The sequence below is a fragment of the Parabacteroides goldsteinii genome (genome assembly GCF_020091425.1).
Taxonomy (GTDB): Bacteria; Bacteroidota; Bacteroidia; order Bacteroidales; family Tannerellaceae; genus Parabacteroides; species Parabacteroides goldsteinii.
In genome coordinates this window covers 2,701,904-2,718,899 of record NZ_CP081906.1, presented here as the reverse complement: position 1 = coordinate 2,718,899, position 16,996 = coordinate 2,701,904, and the positions used below count along the sequence as shown (strand labels likewise).

The window sequence follows — 16,996 nt, the reverse complement described above, 5'->3', positions numbered from 1 at the left end:
CATGATTTGGAACGAAACTATTGAATGTATGGACCGCGAAGAAATGCGGAAATTACAGAGCATCCGGTTGAAACGGGTTGTCGAACACGTTTATCATAATACTCCTTTCTATCGCAAGAAAATGCAGGAGATGGGTATTACCCCGGATGATATTCAATCAATTGAAGATATTACCAAGCTGCCGTTTACGGTAAAGCAGGATTTAAGAGATAATTATCCGTTCGGACTGATGGCAGTGCCGATGTCCGAGATTGTTCGTTTGCATGCCTCTTCCGGTACGACCGGAAAACCTATTGTTGTGGGATATACCCGTAAGGACTTGTCGATCTGGTCAGAAGTGGTGGCACGCTGCCTGACGGCTTACGGACTTACGAAGAATGACTCTGTGCAGGTATCTTACGGTTATGGTTTATTTACCGGAGGTCTGGGTGCTCATGCTGGCGTGGAAAATATCGGTGGTACCGTAATTCCGATGAGTAGTGGTAACACGCAGAAACAGATTCAGTTGATGCACGACTTCGGGGCGAAAGGTCTGGCTTGTACGCCTTCTTATGCTCTGTATCTGGCGGAAACGATCCATAATTCGGGCATTCCTTTGGAGGAATTCCAACTGAGGGTAGGAGCGTTCGGCGCGGAACCCTGGACGGAAAATATGCGTAAGGAACTGGAACAGAAACTGAATATTAAAGCATACGATATCTACGGATTAACAGAAATCTGCGGTCCCGGTGTCGGTGGCGAATGCGAATGCCAGAACGGTACCCACTTGTGGGAAGACCATTTCTTCCCGGAAATCGTCGATCCGGTCACTTTGCAACCTGTGCCTGAAGGTGAACAAGGCGAGTTGGTATTTACCACCCTGACCAAGGAAGGTATGCCGATGATCCGTTACCGTACGCGTGACCTGACGCACCTGATCTATGAAAAGTGCGAATGCGGCCGTACCGCTGTCCGTATGGGCCGTATCCTCGGCCGTAGCGACGATATGATGATCATCCGTGGTGTCAACGTATTCCCGTCGCAGGTTGAATCCGTATTGCTGGAAATGCCGGAATTCGAACCGCATTACCTGATCGTGGTGGACCGTGTGAACAACACCGATACTTTCCAGATCCAGGTGGAAGTACGACCGGATTATTATTCGGATGAAATGAACAAGATGATCGCGCTGAAAAAGAAGATCGCCGCCCGTATGCAGAGCGTGATCGGCATTCAGCCTGATATAAAGATTGTGGAACCGCGTAGCCTTGAACGCAGTATGGGTAAGGCGAAACACGTGATCGACAATCGTAAGTTAGTTTAAAACCCTAAAAATAGTAAAGTGCTATGCTAATTAAACAATTATCAATCTTTCTTGAAAACAAGAAAGGCCGTTTTACGGAAGTGGCAAAGATTTTGGGTGAAGCCGGAGTGAACATGTCAGCCTTTACGGTGGCGGAGAATTCCGATTTTGGTATCCTGCGTCTGATCGTGTCGGACACAGACAAAGCAATTCAGGTACTTCGTGAAAAATTATATGCGGTGAGTGTGGCTGATGTGGTGTGCCTGCATTGCCCCAACCAGCCCGGTGCGTTGGCGAAGGCGATGGAGATCATAACCTCGGCAGGTATATTTGTCGAATATATGTATGCTTTCTCGCAAGGAGAGGCCGCTAATGTGATCATCCGCCCCGACAATGTGGAGAAGTGTGCGGAGGTTCTGAAAGCCAACAAACTGGAGCTTATTGCTGCCAGCGATTTATATAAGTTGTAAATATTAACGTTATGCGCTTCGTTATTTTGCAATAAAAAATGTAACTTTGCGCGCTAAAAGTATGTGAATGAAAAAGGTTGTATTTTTATTGATGATGATTACGGTCTTGTTATCCTCCTGTGGGGAATATAACAAGATATTGAAAAGTACGGACTATGAGTTGAAGTATTCGTATGCAAAGAAGTATTTCAATGCAAAGCAATACAACAAGTCCGCTACCCTGCTGGATGAACTGGTTACAATCTTTAAAGGAACTGCTTATGCCGAAGAATCTTTGTACCTGCTGGCTCAGAGCTATTACGGACAAAAAGATTATCAGACGGCTTCGCAATACTTTAATACGTATTACACCACCTATCCGAAAGGCGAGTACACGGAATTGGCTCGCTATTATTCGGGATATGGTTTGTATCTGGACTCTCCCGATCCGCGGTTAGACCAGACGCAGACGTATGAAGCTATTAACCAGTTGCAGCTCTATCTGGAGTATTATCCGCAGAGCGAACGTGCCGCCGAAGCCCAGAAGATCATGTTTGAATTGCAGGAGAAACTGGCTTACAAGGAATTACTGGCTGTAAGATTGTATTATAACCTGGGTACTTACATGCGCGACAATAACTATTTGTCTGCCGTGATCACTGCCGAGAATGCCTTGAAGAACTATCCTTATTCCAAATACAGGGAAGAGTTTATGTTCTATGTTTTGCGTTCGAAGTATGAACAGGCTATTGCCAGTGTGGAAGAAAAGTTGCAGGGTCGTTATCGTGAGGTAGTGGATGAATACTACACTTACATGAACGAATATCCGGAAGGCAAATACGTAAAACAGGCACAGAAGTTCTACGATTATGCCAGCAAGAGAATAACAGATGCGTATTAACGATATTATTTAATCAATAAAGTAAAATGGATTACAGAAAGTCTAGCGCCCCTTCGAATACGGTAACCCGTGACATGATGAAGTTGTCAGCCGACACGGGAAATGTATATGAAACAGTAATGATCATCGGAAAACGGGCTAACCAGATTAGTGTTGAAATGAAGCAGGACTTGGAAAAGAAACTTCAGGAATTTGCTTCTTATAACGATAACCTGGAAGAAGTTTTCGAAAACAGAGAGCAGATCGAGATCTCCCGTTATTATGAAAAGCTTCCGAAGCCGACTCTGATCGCTGCTCAGGAATATGAAGAAGGTAAGGTTTACTATAAGAACCCTGCTAAAGAAAAGAATAACTTTTAACGAGTTGATGGTCGACAAGTAACCGTTGACAGTGAAATGTTCCAAATATAATGGGCAATTGTAATTAATAAAAATGCAATTGTCCATTTTTATTAGTCCGTTTCCTATCTCTCTTTGACTGTCACTTGTCAACTGTCAACTGTCAACTTTAAGAATTATGTTACAAAGAATACAAACAGTTTACTTGCTTATTATCGTGGCCTTAATGGTCGCAACATTGTTTTTACCTCTTGCCATGTTGCAGGCGGGAGACCAGTTTTACTCTTTTGATGCAACAGGCGTAAGCACGATCGCTGCTGAACCGGAACTCGTTTATCCGACCTGGGGACTTTTTGCTTTGACGGCAGTGATCTCCATTCTGGCGTTGATAACGATCTTCTTATTTAAGAAAAGAATTCTTCAGATTCGTCTTTGTATCTTTAATGCAATCCTGATGCTGGGTTTCTATGCCCTGTTCGGTTTCTTTGTATGGATATTGAAAGATCAGCTGGCTGGTGCAGCGCTGAGTGTGAAGATTGCCCTTTCTTTCCCGATAATCGCATTGATTCTGGATTATCTGGCTATCCGTAACATCGGTGCGGATGAAGCACTGGTTCGTTCGCTCGACCGCTTGAGATAAGTATAAAATACCATCCTGTTGAAGGGTGGAGGATATATGTCAGACGCAGTCACGTTTTCAAATAACGTGGCTGCGTTTTTTTGTTTGTTAACAAGATCAGGATTTAACCGGAATAATGTCATGTATTATCCTTGAGTGTTCTATATAGGTTGTTTAATAAGAGATTTATTAAAAAACGAACATTCTTTATCTGATATTGGATATCGAACCATTTCCATATTACTTCTTTTGCTGTGTGAAATTATTAAAAAAATGCCTATGATTTAAAAAAAGAGAACACAATTCAGGAAAAGGAATTAAAAAACCATCCTTAGAGATCTATCAGAGTAAAAAATTATCAAGGAAAAAACTTAAAAGAAAAATGACATTTAACATGAAGAAAGAAAACTTCCGAGGAATGAAAAACTGGAATGTGGCGTTTGCCCTTCTTTTTTTATTCTCTGCCGCTTCATCGAAAGCGGACACAGGAAAAGGCTTGGAGGCCTCTGATCCTACTATTAAAGAAAGTGCCGGAAACCTTATTGCCCAACAGAGCGAGCGGACAATAAAAGGCGTTGTGAAAGATGCTACCGGCGAAACTGTTATTGGAGCGAATGTCGCGGTTGTAGGTACCACGATTGGTACTATAACCGATGTGAACGGCAGTTTCTCATTGAATGTGCCGGCGGGAGCCACCCTGAAAGTTTCATTTATCGGTTATAAAGATGTAACGATTAAAATCACGAATCAACAAAATTTGGACATTGTTTTGCAGGATGATTCGCAGGCTTTGGATGAAGTTGTTGTCGTGGGTTTCGGTACGCAGAAGAAGGTGAACCTGACCGGTTCTGTTTCGGTTGTTAATGCGGAAGAACTGGCTTCACGTCCGGTATCTAATGTTACGCAAGCCTTGCAGGGATTGGTCCCCGGTATGAACTTCAGTTACGGAGGCCAGGGTGCTAAGGTCGGCAGTACGATGGATATCAATATTCGTGGTACCGGTACGCTGGATACTAAGGTGGCAAAAGCTTCTCCATTGGTTTTGATTGATGGTATGGAAGGCGATATGAATATGTTGAATCCAAATGACATTGAGAATATCTCTGTTTTGAAGGATGCCGCCGCTTCTTCTATTTATGGTTCACGTGCTCCTTATGGGGTAATTTTGGTTACGACTAAAAAAGGTAAGAGCGGAAAAGTGAGCGTTAACTATAATAATAGTCTCCGTTGGTCCAGTGCAATCAATATGCCGAAGGTGGCTAATTCTTATGACTATGCTAAGTTCCTAAACCAAATTAGTCTAAATGACAGTGAGATTCCTCAATTTAAGCCAGAGCATTTGGCGCGTATTGAAGCTTTTTTGAACGGGACGAATACAAATACAACCATTCCGGCAGAAAATACTCCAACTATATGGGATTGGAAAGGTAATGATAATAATGATTGGTTAAAAGAGATTTTTGGTGGTACAGGTTTCTCTCATGAACACTCTTTGAGTGTGAATGGGGGTAATGATAAATACCAATATTATCTTTCTGCCAATTATATGAAGCAGGATGGTATTGTTCGTTATGGGGATGAAGATATGAAACGGTACAATTTTACCGCAAAAATTAATGCTCAACTGGCTCCTTGGCTAAAAACGAATTATAGTACTAAATTTATCCGTAAGGATTTAGATCAGCCGAACACGTTGAACGACCATCTTTTCTATTATAATACACAGCGTCGTTGGCCTACTGAACCGGTATTTGACCCAAATGGGAATTATTTGGTAGGACTTACTAAAGATTTGATGTGGGGTGGAAATAACAAACATCAGACAGATTGGATGTATCAACAGCTACAGTTTGAAATCGAACCAATCAAGAATTGGAAAACATTTGTGGAGTTTAACTATAAGACAATAAATCTAATGGCTGACGAACCTAGATATAAGATTCCACAGTGGAATGTTGCCGGGGATGTTTATTATGCTTCCGGAGCAAAGTCGAGCATGAATACTTATTCAGAGCGTACTAATTTCTTTAATGCGAATATATACAGTGAATATACATATCAGTTGAAGGACCATACGCTTAAGGCAATGGTCGGTTACCAGTCCGAATCTAATTACTGGAGAAAAGTGGGTGCACAAAAAGAAGATTTGATTTCTGAAAGTGTGACGGATATTACTGTTGCTACAGGAAAAGAATATTTGGCAGGAGGTCGTAACCATTGGGCGACAGCCGGTTTCTTCGGACGTATTAACTATGACTATGCTGGACGTTACTTGGCTGAAGTGAACTTACGTTATGATGGAACTTCCCGTTTTGCAAGCGATCAGCGTTGGAACCTGTTCCCCTCTTTCTCGGCTGGTTGGAACATTGCTCGTGAAGCGTTTATGGAGCCGTATACGGATATTATCAATAATCTGAAATTACGTGGTTCATGGGGACAACTAGGTAACCAGAATACTGTAAATTTGTATCCGTATATCCAGACAATGCCTTTCTACCCTTCTTCCAATACGACTGAAAATTCATGGTTAATCAATGGGGAACGTCAGAATAGCTCTACAGCTCCTGGATTGATTTCAGCTTCACTGACCTGGGAAACAATGAGTTCCTGGAATGTCGGCTTTGATTTGGGAATGTTGAGTAATCGTTTGACTATGAGTTTTGATTATTTCGTTAGGAAAACATTTGACATGGTAGGACCAGCTCCCGAACTTCCGATTATTTTAGGTACTGCTGTGCCAAAAGCCAATAATGCAGATATGCAATCAGCTGGTTTTGAATTGGATGTTGCTTGGAGGGATCAGATAAACGATTTTCGTTATGGCGTACATCTGTTGTTATCTGACGATCGTCAAAAAGTGCTGAAGTATCCGAATGAAAGTGGTTCACTTTCAACCTGGCGTGAAGGACAATATTTGAATGAGATTTGGGGATTAACAACTATCGGTATTGCTAAATCGCAGGAAGAAATGGATGCTCATATTGCTTCTTTGCCGAACGGAGGGCAAGGTGGTTTGGGAACCTCTACCTGGGTGGAAGGTGATGTTATGTATGCCGATCTGAATGGTGACGGAAAGATCACAAAGGGTAATACTATTGACGATCCGGGTGACCGGACAATTATCGGAAACAGTACACCGCGTTTCAAATTCGGACTTGATTTGGATGCTGCGTGGAAGGGTTTTGATTTGCGTTTGTTTTTCCAAGGAGTTGCGAAGAGAGATTGGGCTTTCGGAAATGGACATTTGGTTTATTGGGGGAATGGCGGAGGCATCTGGAATTCTGCTATGTTTGAAACAAACTATGATTTTTATCGTCCGGATGGAGACACTTGGTTAGGAGCAAATAAAGATGCCAAATTCCCGCGTCTAACGTCTAGTGGTAAGAATAGGGAAACACAGACTGCCTATCTTGAGAATGCTGCTTATATCCGTTTGAAGAACCTTCAATTGGGATATACATTACCAAATACATGGACACAAAAAGTAGGTATCTCAAATTTAAGAATATTTTTCTCAGGTGAAAATCTGTTTACAATTACCGGTATTCCCGAGGGTATTGATCCTGAAACGCTTGGTATTGGAGATTATGGAAATGGTTCTGGTTCTTATCCGCTGACTCGTACATATTCAGCAGGTGTTAGTGTTAACTTTTAATTAGAAGACAGATATGAAATTATTTAATAAATATGCTATTTTGTTAGCTAGTAGTTTGATGTTGTTGCCATCTTGTAACGATTTTCTGGATAAAACTCCGATTGCAGCTGTTACACCAGATACTTATCTATGGTCAGATGCCGATTTGGGAGCTTATGCATTAAAACAATATAGTTTTACGACACATCAGGGGGCTGGAATCGGCATTTGGGCTGGTGATAACCATACAGATAACCAAGCAACAAGTTCGTATGACACCAGGTGGGTACCGGGTGAGTGGAGAGTGAAGGATCATTATGATAAAGATTCTGATGACCCTTATTATTTCTCCGGGATTTATAATTGTAATTACTTTTTGGAAACGGTTATACCTCGTTATGAGGAAGGGACTTTAACCGGTTCTATAGATATGGTGAAACATTATATCGGAGAGATATATTTTCTGCGTGCCTGGAAATATTTCAGCAAATTACAGACTTTCGGTGATTTCCCGATTGTAAAGGAAACATTGCCGGATGACAAACCTATATTGGTTGAGGCTAGTAAACGTCAACCGCGTCATTTGGTTGCCCGTTTTATTTTGGAGGATTTAGACAAAGCGATCGGGTTCTTGTCTGATAATCCGACAGGCGGAACTAACCGTATTACCAAAAAAGCAGCTTACCTGGTAAAATCGCGTGTAGCATTGTATGAAGCCAGCTGGGAAACCTATCATGCTAACACGGCATTTGTTCCGAACGGACCAGGTTATCCGGGTACTCAAAGCGATTATAATGCCCAAAGTGAAATTGCCTTTTTCCTAAAAGAATGTAAGGATGCAGCAGCAGCGGTTGCTGACAATGTACCTTTGGCGACAAACAACCATGTATGGGCGGATGGATTGGCAAAGATGAATAATCCTTATTTCGCTCAGTTCTCATCTAATGACATGAGCGGTTATCCTGAAATTCTTTTGTGGAGAGATTATAGTATTGGTTTAAATATAAGGCATTCTGCCGGTTTCTATATCCGTGTAGGAGGTAATAGTGGTTTTACCCGTCAGTTTGTGGAAACTTTCCTGATGAAGAACGGACTTCCTGTTTATGCAAACGGTAGCGGATATAAAGGTGATATGTCGGTAAAAGATGTCCGTGCAGATCGTGATGAACGTTTACAACTTTTCATGATGACTCCGAATGAAATTTTGACGGATGGACAGGTGGAATTTGTGGATACATTGTCTTCATTGCCAAATATTCTGGCAAAAGCAGAAAGTCGTAATGTAACCGGTTATCAACTGCGCAAAGGGTTGTCTAATAACTGGAGCCGCGATTGGAACGAATCTGAAGAGGGTTCTCCGATCTTTCGTGCTACCGAAGCTTATCTGAATTACATAGAGGCTTCCTGTATCGAAAATAATGGTACCAGTATTGATGGAAAAGCACAGGGGTACTGGAGACAGCTACGTGAAAGAGCTGGCTTGCCGAGTGATTATAATGTAACGGTAGCAGCAACAGACCTTGGTAAGGAAAGCGATTGGGCGGTGTATTCTGCCGGTCAACAGGTAACGCCGTTGCTATATAATATTCGTCGAGAACGCCGTTGCGAGATGATGGAAGAAGGTTTGCGTATGTTTGACCTGAAACGTTGGAGAGCATTGGATCAATTGAATGCTACCTGGCAACCTGAAGGTATAAATTTGTGGGAATCCGGATTGTCTCACGAATATGCAAACCAGGGGATAAATCTCGTTGCAGACGGTTCTGATGTGGCAAATGTATCTTCTCCGGATAGAAGTACTTACCTCCGTCCTTATGAGATTATCAACAAGGTTTCTAACCTGATGTATGGTAAAGGATATGATTGGTGTGATGCCCATTATTTGAATCCAATTTCAATTATACATTTCCGTAATACGGCTGAGAATCCGGGCGACTTGACAACTTCTGTGATTTATCAAAATCCGGGATGGCCTCTTGTCGCAGATGAAGGCCCGAAGGTTAAATAATGATATATGAACTCTGAAAGATAACAGAGCATAGATTTCATAGGTATTAGCATAATTGATGTGGAAGGTTTCCTCCTCTGTGAAGAGGGGAAACCTTTGAGCTGATATCATCGAATTATCGGATATTTCAAGTAAGAATCTTTAAAACTATTTATTATGGCAATATTAATTAGAGCAATCCAGAGGGCTAATCCGCGGGATAAGAACGCACCGAAAAAATGGTATGCCGTTCAGAACTCTACCGGATTGGTGCCGGAAACGAAAGTGGCCGAGCTCATTGCCGACGAGACGACTCTCAATCCGTCGGAAGCGTTGATGTCTATCCGCCAACTTCGGAAGGTAATCCAACGTCTGATGGCAGACGGTCATAGTGTGAAACTAGGTGACTGGGGTACATTTTCCCCATCCCTTAACAGTAGGGGCAAGGATAAAAAAGAAGATCTGAAGGCTACGGATATTAATTGTGTAAATATTAATTTCCAGCCCGGAGAAGAATTGAAGGCTGCTATGCAAAAAGTGGACTTTGTATGGATCGACAAGCTGGTTGAAGGTAAAACAAATACCGGTGGTGGTTCTGGCGAGTCTGGCAGTGACCGTCCGGAGATTGAATAATTTCTATTTTCTGAATGATTAAAATTTCCTCTTCGGTTTTCCGGAGGGGATTTTTTATTCCGGCTTTTTGAGTTGAAGAACTCTGTTTTGTAACATGAAGGAGTAAACTCTGAAACATGAAGAGATTTGTTTTGAAACATCAAGAAGTCTTTTCCGAAACTTGAAGAAGTCGGCTTTGCGAGATGAAGAAGTTTATTTCATGAGATGAAGAAGTCGGAATTTCGAGATGAGGAACTTATAAGTTTTCCCTTATTCAGGTGTAGGTTTTGATATATTTTACATTTATATATATTTTGTTTTTTATTCCATAAAAGATTTTTACCTTTGGCACATCGTTCACTATCGGACGTCCAACCATTTAAAACCTTGTACTATGGAACAGTACGTAAACATTATGTTAGATCGCGGCTTCAAAGCCGTATTCGGTAACAAACAAGTAGCTATCGACTTTATCAATGCCGCCTTGGAGGGCGAGCGACAAGTTAAAGACTTGACTTACCTGGATAAAGAAATTTTACCCGAGTCATTGGACCAGCGCACAGTTATTTTCGATTGCCTTTGTGAAGATGTGGATGGGACGAAGTTTATTTTGGAGATGCAGAATTGTCCCCAACGCTATTTTTTTAACCGTGGATTTTATTATATTTGCCGAATGATCTCCCGTCAGGGACAGATAGGTTCGGGGTGGAAGTATGAACTTCTTCCTGTGTATGGTATCTACTTGTTGAACTTCAGTTTGCCGGAATTTTATTCCTGGCGAACGAACGTAGTCTTGGCGAATGAAGAAACAGGTGAATCTTTTGGTGAAATCAAACTGAAACAGATCTATATTTCGTTTGAGTTGTTTAATTTGAGTAAAGAGGAATGCGTAACTCCTTTTGAAAATCTGATTTATATATTGAAGAATATGGATATATTTGATATGTCTCCTTTCAAGGAGGAAAATGAAGCGTTTCGTCGCATACTCGATGCTGCAAACGTGAATGCAATGACATCCCATGAACGTGACGTGTATGACGAAGTCCTGAAGCGTTATCGTGATTGGCGATGTACGACTGAATATGCTATCGAACAAGCCGAGGAGAAAGGTTTGAAGAGAGGCATGGAAAAAGGTCTGGAAAAAGGTCAGCAAGAAGCTTTACAAAGAACTGCTCAAAACATGAAAGCGATGCAAATATCGACTGATGTCATAATGAAAGCAACCGGTATGACCTCCGAAGAGATCGAACAGCTTTAAAGATTTATATTAAAAAGATAGCCATAAAAAATCCCGGGGAATTTTTCTCTCCGGGATTTTTTGTAATATGAATAAAGTTTGCAGCAGTCTGTTATTTTATCGGCCGGATAACAAACTCGAACATTGTCTTCTTTACCGGAACGAGGTATTGAGGTAATACACCCGGGCCGCAGGTAGCTGTTCCTACGCCGGCCTGTTCAGCATCCAGATGGACGGTGACTGTGCCGCTTCGTTTCAGTTGGTTGATATGCGTGGATGCATCGATATTGCTATCCGCGAAAGGAACGATACTGAATTGCCATGGATGGGCGGCCGTTACGTGCAGGCCGTTACCGGCTTCGTTGGTGATTGTTGCCCAGCGCATATCCGTGCGGTTACCTGTCGATTGCGGTTTGACGTAATAATGGAACAGACGTTCCGCGTCTGTCCGGTCGATGGCGATACGGCCGCTTTGGATACGGTCTGTGTAGGTTTCTCCGGTACGCCCCAGGTAGGAAACCTGTGCATATTCGGCAGGCATTTCAAAGGTCAGTCCGATACGTGCCAACGATTTGACGATGGTGGTGTCCGGGGTAAAGGTAGTTGCTATCTTTACTGTGCCGTCAGGGTTGACACTATAGTGCTGTGTCGCTGTCCCTACTGTTTCGGACTTGTCATTCAGTAGTGCCAGGGTTGTCTGTACGCTGTTCTTAGCTGTGCGGAAGGCTGTTGTCTGTTGGCTGAGTTTGTCGAGGCCGGCGGCTTTCCAGAGGCGGGCACCATTGCGGTCGCGGTTATCGTTGTCGGTAATCGGACGGTACAGGCTGATGGTGAGAGGGGTTGAAAGTAACTCTTTACCATCGAGTTTGTAAGATGTCATGGCTCCTGTTTCCGGAGAGAAAGAGATGCTTATACGGTCGTTGCTGAACGTGTTGCCGGATTGTTTCAGGGCGGACGCTTTCAGACTCGGATATTTCGGCTGATAGTTTTTATTGGCTACCAACACAAACTGGTCGTAAGCTACTTCATGGGTGGTAGGCAGGAACGGACGTGCCTGCTTGGGTGTCCAGCTCAGGTTCAGGAAGACTTCTTTGCAGTCTTTCGGCAAAACGGTTTTGCCTAGTGTCAATGTTGCTGTCTCGTGGGGGAGGCAATCGACGGTCTCCGTTCCCTGGCGGACAGTGCGGCCGTCGTCTGTAACCAACTGCCAGTTTAAGGTATATTCATTCAGGTTGCTGAAGTCGTACCAGTTTTTAATGGAGAGGGTCAGATTGTGTTCGTCTGTCAGCTTTGTCTTGATATATTGGTAGACTTTTTTCACTTCGTTCAGATGCGGATGCGGTTCGCGGTCGGCATTGACCAGGCCGTTACAGCAGAAGTTGTCGAAGCTAGGGATACCTTTAGGACCGTAATCGCCGCCATACGACCAATACCAATTGCCATTCTCATCCAGTTCGCGGAAAGACTGGTCCACCCAATCCCAGACGCAACCGCCCTGTGCCATCGGTTCGTCTTCGAATACGTCCCAGTATTCTTTCAGGCCGCCAACACTGTTACCCATCGCATGCACATATTCACAGAGGATAAAAGGACGGTAGATTTTCGGTTCCTTCTGGTTCAGATATTCTTTGATTACGTCTACGCTGCGGTACATGCGGCAATAGATGTCGGTATTGTAGTTTTGTTCGGCACGTTCGTACTGTACGGGGCGGTTCTTCTCGACCGATTTCAGCCAGTCGTAGGTACGTTCGAAGTTGATGCCGTTGCCGGCTTCGTTGCCCAGCGACCAGATTACGATGCAGGGATGGTTCTTGGAACGTTCGTACATCCGGCGGGTGCGGTCCATATGGGCCGGGAGCCAGGTACTGTCTTTAGCCAGCGATTCGGGACCGTATCCCATTCCGTGCGATTCGATGTTGGCTTCGTCGATCATATAGAGGCCGTATTCGTCGCAAAGTTCGTACCATAACGGGTCGGTCGGGTAGTGGGAGTTGCGTACGGTGTTGATGTTGTACTGCTTCATCAACTCGATATCTTTCAGCATCAGTTCGCGGCTGACCGTACGGCCCAGTTGCGAATGTTCATGGCGGTTGGTCCCTTTCACCAATGTCGGTACGCCGTTCACGCAGAAGCGGCCGTCTTTGATTTCGGACGTGCGGAAGCCTACTCTGCCTCCGGTCAGTTCGGTTTCTTTGCCACCAGCGTCTTTCAGGGAGAGGACGAGCGTGTACAGGTTCGGATGTTCGGCACTCCAGGCTTTTACACCGGGGATTGTCGCTTCTTTGAATATAATCCGGCTGTTTTCTCCAGCAGGGATTTTAGCTTCCTCTTTCAGGACTGTTTTGCCGTCGGCATCTTTCAGCTGGTAAGCGATGCGGCTGTCCGGATTGGCAGGACCGGCAATCTGAACGTCCAGGTTGAAGATACCGTCTTTGTAAGTATTCTTGTCGAGAGTGGATACCACCTTGTAGTCGGCAATATACTGCCGGGGCGTGCTGTAGAGGTAGACGCTCCGTTCGATACCGCTCAGGCGCCACATGTCCTGGCATTCCAGGTAGGAACCGCTGCTCCAGCGATAGACTTCCAGGGCTACAGTGTTCTCGCCCGGTTTCAGCTTATCGGTAATATCCCATTCTGCCGGGGTTTTAGAACCCTGGTTATATCCTAGTTTTTCCCCGTTCACCCATACATAATAGAAAGAAATGACGCCTTCGCAGCAGAGAACTATGCGGCGGCCGTCCCAGTTTGCCGGAACAGTGAAAGTGCGGCGGTAAGAGCCGACTTCATTTTCTTCATAAGGGACGAAAGGCGGATTCTTTTTGAAATTGAACATCGGGTCGTCGAACTCATACGTTTCGTTTACGTAGATGGCGGTACCGTATCCCTGCCGTTCCCAGTTGCCGGGAACGTTGATATCTGCCCATCCTCCGGTATAGAAAGAAGGCTTGTAGAAATCTTTCGGGCGGTTGTCCGGGTTCTTTGTCCAGTGGAATTTCCATTTTCCGTTCAGGCTCTGGTACCAGGGGGACGATTCGTGGTCGCGTACGGACACGGCTTTCTCGTTCTCAAAAGGCCAGACGTAAGCATGCGGTTCCAGTTTGTTGAGTCCGGTTGCGTACTGGCTTTGCCACTCGGGCTTGTTGTTGTCTGTCGACCCTGTAGCCGCCTGGAGCATCCCCAGGCAGCACAGAGCGAAAATAGATAACCTCGTTTTTCTCATTTGTATTTTAGAATTGATATGTTTTATTGTACTGTGACTTCATCTATATACATCCAGGTGCCTTGTCCGGGACGTGTATGATCGTCCGGGCATTTGCCGGGATTCCTCAGGGCGACTCTCAGGTAACGGCCTGCTGCTTTCAGATTGTCGAATGTCTTGTCTTCGATGCGGATACCTTCGCGGAATATTTCTTCCGGAGTAAAACTGCGTTCTGCAACCTGCGTATATGTCTGGTTGTCGTCTGAGACGGACAACGTAATCCGGCCAGGGATATGTGCGCCCATTCCGTAATTGGTGATGCAGCCGATTGTTATTTCATTTATTGCCTCCGTTTTTCCCAAGTCGATCGTAAAGGTCGCATCTTCGTCGTACCAGCCGCACCATTCGAAGTCGGATTGTTTGTTGCTACCCCGTAATCCGTTGGTCAGGCGGTATGTCTGGTTGTTTCCATCCTGAACGGGGCGGGCGGTGGCCTTGTTCCAATGGAGCGGGAGGGTCAGGGTTTTTCCCATTTGTTTGCCGTTGGCAAAGGTTGCAGCGTTGATTGTGATATCGTTGGTGACAACCAGAGAGTCGGTGTACAGGGATGATGTGGCGACCGGTTCGTTCCCGTCAGTCGTATAACGTATTTCCATATCCGGCCGGATACAGGTGAGGGTAACTTTCAATGTATCGTTATTGCCTGTTACCAGATGGTCGATGTTGAACATGGAACGGGCATAATTTACTCCCAGATAGTCATAATGTTGTGTTAATACATCCAGGCGTTTCAGGAAGCCGGGCCAGTCTTTCCGGTTTTTTCCCGACCAGGCTATTTCGGCAACGGCGGCCAGACGGGGGAAGATGAGGTATTCGGCATCTTCGGGAGAGTTGGTAAATTCGGTCCATAACGAACCTTGAACACCTAAAAGGTTTGCTGTTACCTCTGGTTCCCATTCCGGTTGTATGGGTTCATAGTCATACACATTTTTCAGTGTGTTATTACCGAAATAAGTACGAGGCTCGAACCATTGCGGACCTTGGTAGCGAATCAGATAAAGCACACGTGCCGGGGTCATGATAAATTTATGACCGAGTTTTCCGGCTTTGTACCCGGCAGTACCTAATCCCTGCCAGCCGTAAATAACGGCATCTTCAGGTATTTTGCTATTGGTCAGTTCATCCCAGCCCATAACCTGTTTACCTTTGCTTTTTACATAGTCAGCCATGCGGTTCATGAAATAGCCCTGTAAATCCTCGACGTCGGTGATGCCTTCTACTTTCATCCGTGCCCGACAAAGTGGGCATTCTTTCCAGTATCTTTTGGAGGCTTCATCGCCTCCCAGATGAATATAGTGGGAAGGAAAGAGGTCTGCAACTTCATCTATCACATCTTCCAGGAAGGAAAATACTTTGTCGTTTCCGGCACAATAGACGATTTCGGATGCATGTGCACCCATACCCGGAATGACGCTGATAAAATCTTTAACTATGGGACATGCCAGTTCCGGATAGGCAGCCAGTGAAGAATTGGTATGTGCCGGCATCTCTATTTCCGGGATAATTTCAACCTGATGTGTTCCGGCATAGGCGATAATTTCTTTCATGTCTTCCTGTGTGTAGAAGCCCCCTACAGGTGTTGGTTCTTCTGGCTGGGCATTTTTGCGTTGGGAGAAATCGCTTTCGCGGGCAACACGCCAGGCTCCGATCTCCGTTAATCGGGGATATTTTTTTATTTCCAGTCGCCAACCGTTTCCGTCGACCAGATGCAGATGTAGTTTGTTCAGTTTCAGCATGGCCATATAATCAATGATTTTGATTATATTTTCTTTAGGAATGAAAAAGCGGGAAACATCGAGCATTAATCCGCGGTAGGGAAAGCGTGGGCTATCTTGAATGCCTAGTGTTGGTACGTTCCATTGGATATTGTTAACCGGTTCCTTACTTTCTATAGCTGGAGGAAGTAGCTGGCGAATTGATTGTATGGCATAGAAGAAACCTGCTTTATCTGCTGCGTTGATGGAGATACGGGAAGGAGTTATGTCCAGTTTATAACTTTCCTTTACGAGTGTTGTGTCGGTAGAAAAAATGACGGAGGCGGAAGCGGCGGACGAACCAGTGTTTACCATAGGGGTAAATCCGGCAGAGGAGGTAAACAAATCAGCTAATAATCCTGCAATCGGTTCCTGTTCCCGGTTCTCGACCTGGATGACAGTATTCTTGCTGAATGTGAAATGGCTGTTTCCGGCTACTTGTTGTTCCGGTAGCGGGACAATATTAATTGGGACCGGATCAGTGGTGGTACATCCGGTAATCAACCAGACAATAAAGAAAAAAAGAAGGAGTTTGCTTTTTGTCATTTGATATACTTTTAATGTTAACAATATTGTTTTATGCTACCGGAGTATGCTGTTGCAAATGTAGATGTATGGTTATAGGTTTATGTCCGGATTTGTACAAAAAACTTCAATATTTGTCCATAAAAGGATATTCGTGTTGATTCTTGTATATTATTCGATTGTGAACTATGTCGCTACGCAAATGGTAATGAACTGTGTTTTCCTGTAAATAAGTTCTGGATGACCCGTGTGATGGAACTGCTGGCGGATAAGAATCTCAGCATCCTGGAGGTTTCGGAGAAGGCAGGGTTTACCAACCAGCGTTATTTTAGCACGGTATTTAAACAAGCTAATGGAACGACTCCGTCCAAATACCGACAGGAACATTTCAGTTGAAAA

General features: G+C 44.3%; 12 protein-coding genes. 10 read left to right on the top strand and 2 right to left on the bottom strand.

Annotated elements, in window-relative coordinates; genetic code table 11:
• Position 1 precedes the first annotated feature (1 nt).
• From K6V26_RS12380 to K6V26_RS12340, 9 genes are all read left to right on the top strand, one after another.
• Positions 2-1,303: a phenylacetate--CoA ligase family protein gene (locus K6V26_RS12380; protein ID WP_007658152.1), complete on the top strand. Its 1,302-nt coding sequence runs from the start codon at positions 2-4 to the stop codon at positions 1,301-1,303.
• 23 nt (positions 1,304-1,326) lie between these two features.
• Positions 1,327-1,752 (top strand): amino acid-binding protein, encoded by a 426-nt coding sequence (locus tag K6V26_RS12375; RefSeq protein WP_007658150.1) that lies wholly within the window; start codon positions 1,327-1,329, stop codon positions 1,750-1,752.
• A 67-nt stretch (positions 1,753-1,819) separates the two neighbouring features.
• A complete protein-coding gene (locus tag K6V26_RS12370; RefSeq protein WP_007658148.1) occupies positions 1,820-2,632 on the top strand; it encodes an outer membrane protein assembly factor BamD in 813 nt (270 codons plus the stop codon).
• A 26-nt stretch (positions 2,633-2,658) separates the two neighbouring features.
• Positions 2,659-2,991, top strand: a complete 333-nt coding sequence (locus K6V26_RS12365; RefSeq protein ID WP_007658146.1) for a DNA-directed RNA polymerase subunit omega — start codon at positions 2,659-2,661, stop codon at positions 2,989-2,991.
• Positions 2,992-3,148: 157 nt separating this feature from the next.
• Complete coding sequence (locus K6V26_RS12360; protein WP_195586965.1) at positions 3,149-3,610, top strand: DUF4293 domain-containing protein; 462 nt, start codon at positions 3,149-3,151, stop codon at positions 3,608-3,610.
• Positions 3,611-3,983: 373 nt separating this feature from the next.
• The gene (locus K6V26_RS12355) at positions 3,984-7,244 is read left to right on the top strand and encodes a SusC/RagA family TonB-linked outer membrane protein (RefSeq protein ID WP_224265467.1); all 3,261 of its coding nucleotides are present in this window, start codon (positions 3,984-3,986) and stop codon (positions 7,242-7,244) included.
• A 13-nt stretch (positions 7,245-7,257) separates the two neighbouring features.
• Positions 7,258-9,231, top strand: a complete 1,974-nt coding sequence (locus tag K6V26_RS12350; RefSeq protein WP_224265466.1) for a RagB/SusD family nutrient uptake outer membrane protein — start codon at positions 7,258-7,260, stop codon at positions 9,229-9,231.
• 156 nt (positions 9,232-9,387) lie between these two features.
• The gene (locus K6V26_RS12345) at positions 9,388-9,843 is read left to right on the top strand and encodes an HU family DNA-binding protein (protein WP_007658139.1); all 456 of its coding nucleotides are present in this window, start codon (positions 9,388-9,390) and stop codon (positions 9,841-9,843) included.
• Positions 9,844-10,216: 373 nt separating this feature from the next.
• Positions 10,217-11,080 carry an Rpn family recombination-promoting nuclease/putative transposase gene (locus tag K6V26_RS12340; protein WP_007658138.1) on the top strand — a complete coding sequence of 288 codons (864 nt, stop codon included), beginning with the start codon at positions 10,217-10,219 and terminating at the stop codon, positions 11,078-11,080.
• Between the two features lie 91 nt (positions 11,081-11,171).
• Here the strand turns inward: K6V26_RS12340 and K6V26_RS12335 are convergent, their stop codons facing one another.
• The gene (locus tag K6V26_RS12335) at positions 11,172-14,279 is read right to left on the bottom strand and encodes a glycoside hydrolase family 2 TIM barrel-domain containing protein (protein ID WP_394373137.1); all 3,108 of its coding nucleotides are present in this window, start codon (positions 14,277-14,279) and stop codon (positions 11,172-11,174) included.
• A gap of 23 nt (positions 14,280-14,302) precedes the next feature.
• Positions 14,303-16,618 (bottom strand): glycoside hydrolase family 20 protein, encoded by a 2,316-nt coding sequence (locus K6V26_RS12330; protein ID WP_224265465.1) that lies wholly within the window; start codon positions 16,616-16,618, stop codon positions 14,303-14,305.
• A gap of 219 nt (positions 16,619-16,837) precedes the next feature.
• Between K6V26_RS12330 and K6V26_RS12325 the strand changes: the two genes are divergently transcribed.
• Positions 16,838-16,993, top strand: coding sequence for a helix-turn-helix domain-containing protein (locus K6V26_RS12325; RefSeq protein WP_195586968.1), 156 nt, complete (start codon positions 16,838-16,840; stop codon positions 16,991-16,993).
• Positions 16,994-16,996: the final 3 nt, after the last annotated feature.

Coding starts and splice junctions, on each gene's coding strand:
- K6V26_RS12380 (WP_007658152.1), top strand. CDS start 2: ATGATTTGGAACGAAACTATTGAATGTATGGACCGCGAAGAAATGCGG.
- K6V26_RS12375 (WP_007658150.1), top strand. CDS start 1,327: ATGCTAATTAAACAATTATCAATCTTTCTTGAAAACAAGAAAGGCCGT.
- K6V26_RS12370 (WP_007658148.1), top strand. CDS start 1,820: ATGAAAAAGGTTGTATTTTTATTGATGATGATTACGGTCTTGTTATCC.
- K6V26_RS12365 (WP_007658146.1), top strand. CDS start 2,659: ATGGATTACAGAAAGTCTAGCGCCCCTTCGAATACGGTAACCCGTGAC.
- K6V26_RS12360 (WP_195586965.1), top strand. CDS start 3,149: ATGTTACAAAGAATACAAACAGTTTACTTGCTTATTATCGTGGCCTTA.
- K6V26_RS12355 (WP_224265467.1), top strand. CDS start 3,984: ATGAAGAAAGAAAACTTCCGAGGAATGAAAAACTGGAATGTGGCGTTT.
- K6V26_RS12350 (WP_224265466.1), top strand. CDS start 7,258: ATGAAATTATTTAATAAATATGCTATTTTGTTAGCTAGTAGTTTGATG.
- K6V26_RS12345 (WP_007658139.1), top strand. CDS start 9,388: ATGGCAATATTAATTAGAGCAATCCAGAGGGCTAATCCGCGGGATAAG.
- K6V26_RS12340 (WP_007658138.1), top strand. CDS start 10,217: ATGGAACAGTACGTAAACATTATGTTAGATCGCGGCTTCAAAGCCGTA.
- K6V26_RS12335 (WP_394373137.1), bottom strand. CDS start 14,279: ATGAGAAAAACGAGGTTATCTATTTTCGCTCTGTGCTGCCTGGGGATG.
- K6V26_RS12330 (WP_224265465.1), bottom strand. CDS start 16,618: ATGACAAAAAGCAAACTCCTTCTTTTTTTCTTTATTGTCTGGTTGATT.
- K6V26_RS12325 (WP_195586968.1), top strand. CDS start 16,838: ATGACCCGTGTGATGGAACTGCTGGCGGATAAGAATCTCAGCATCCTG.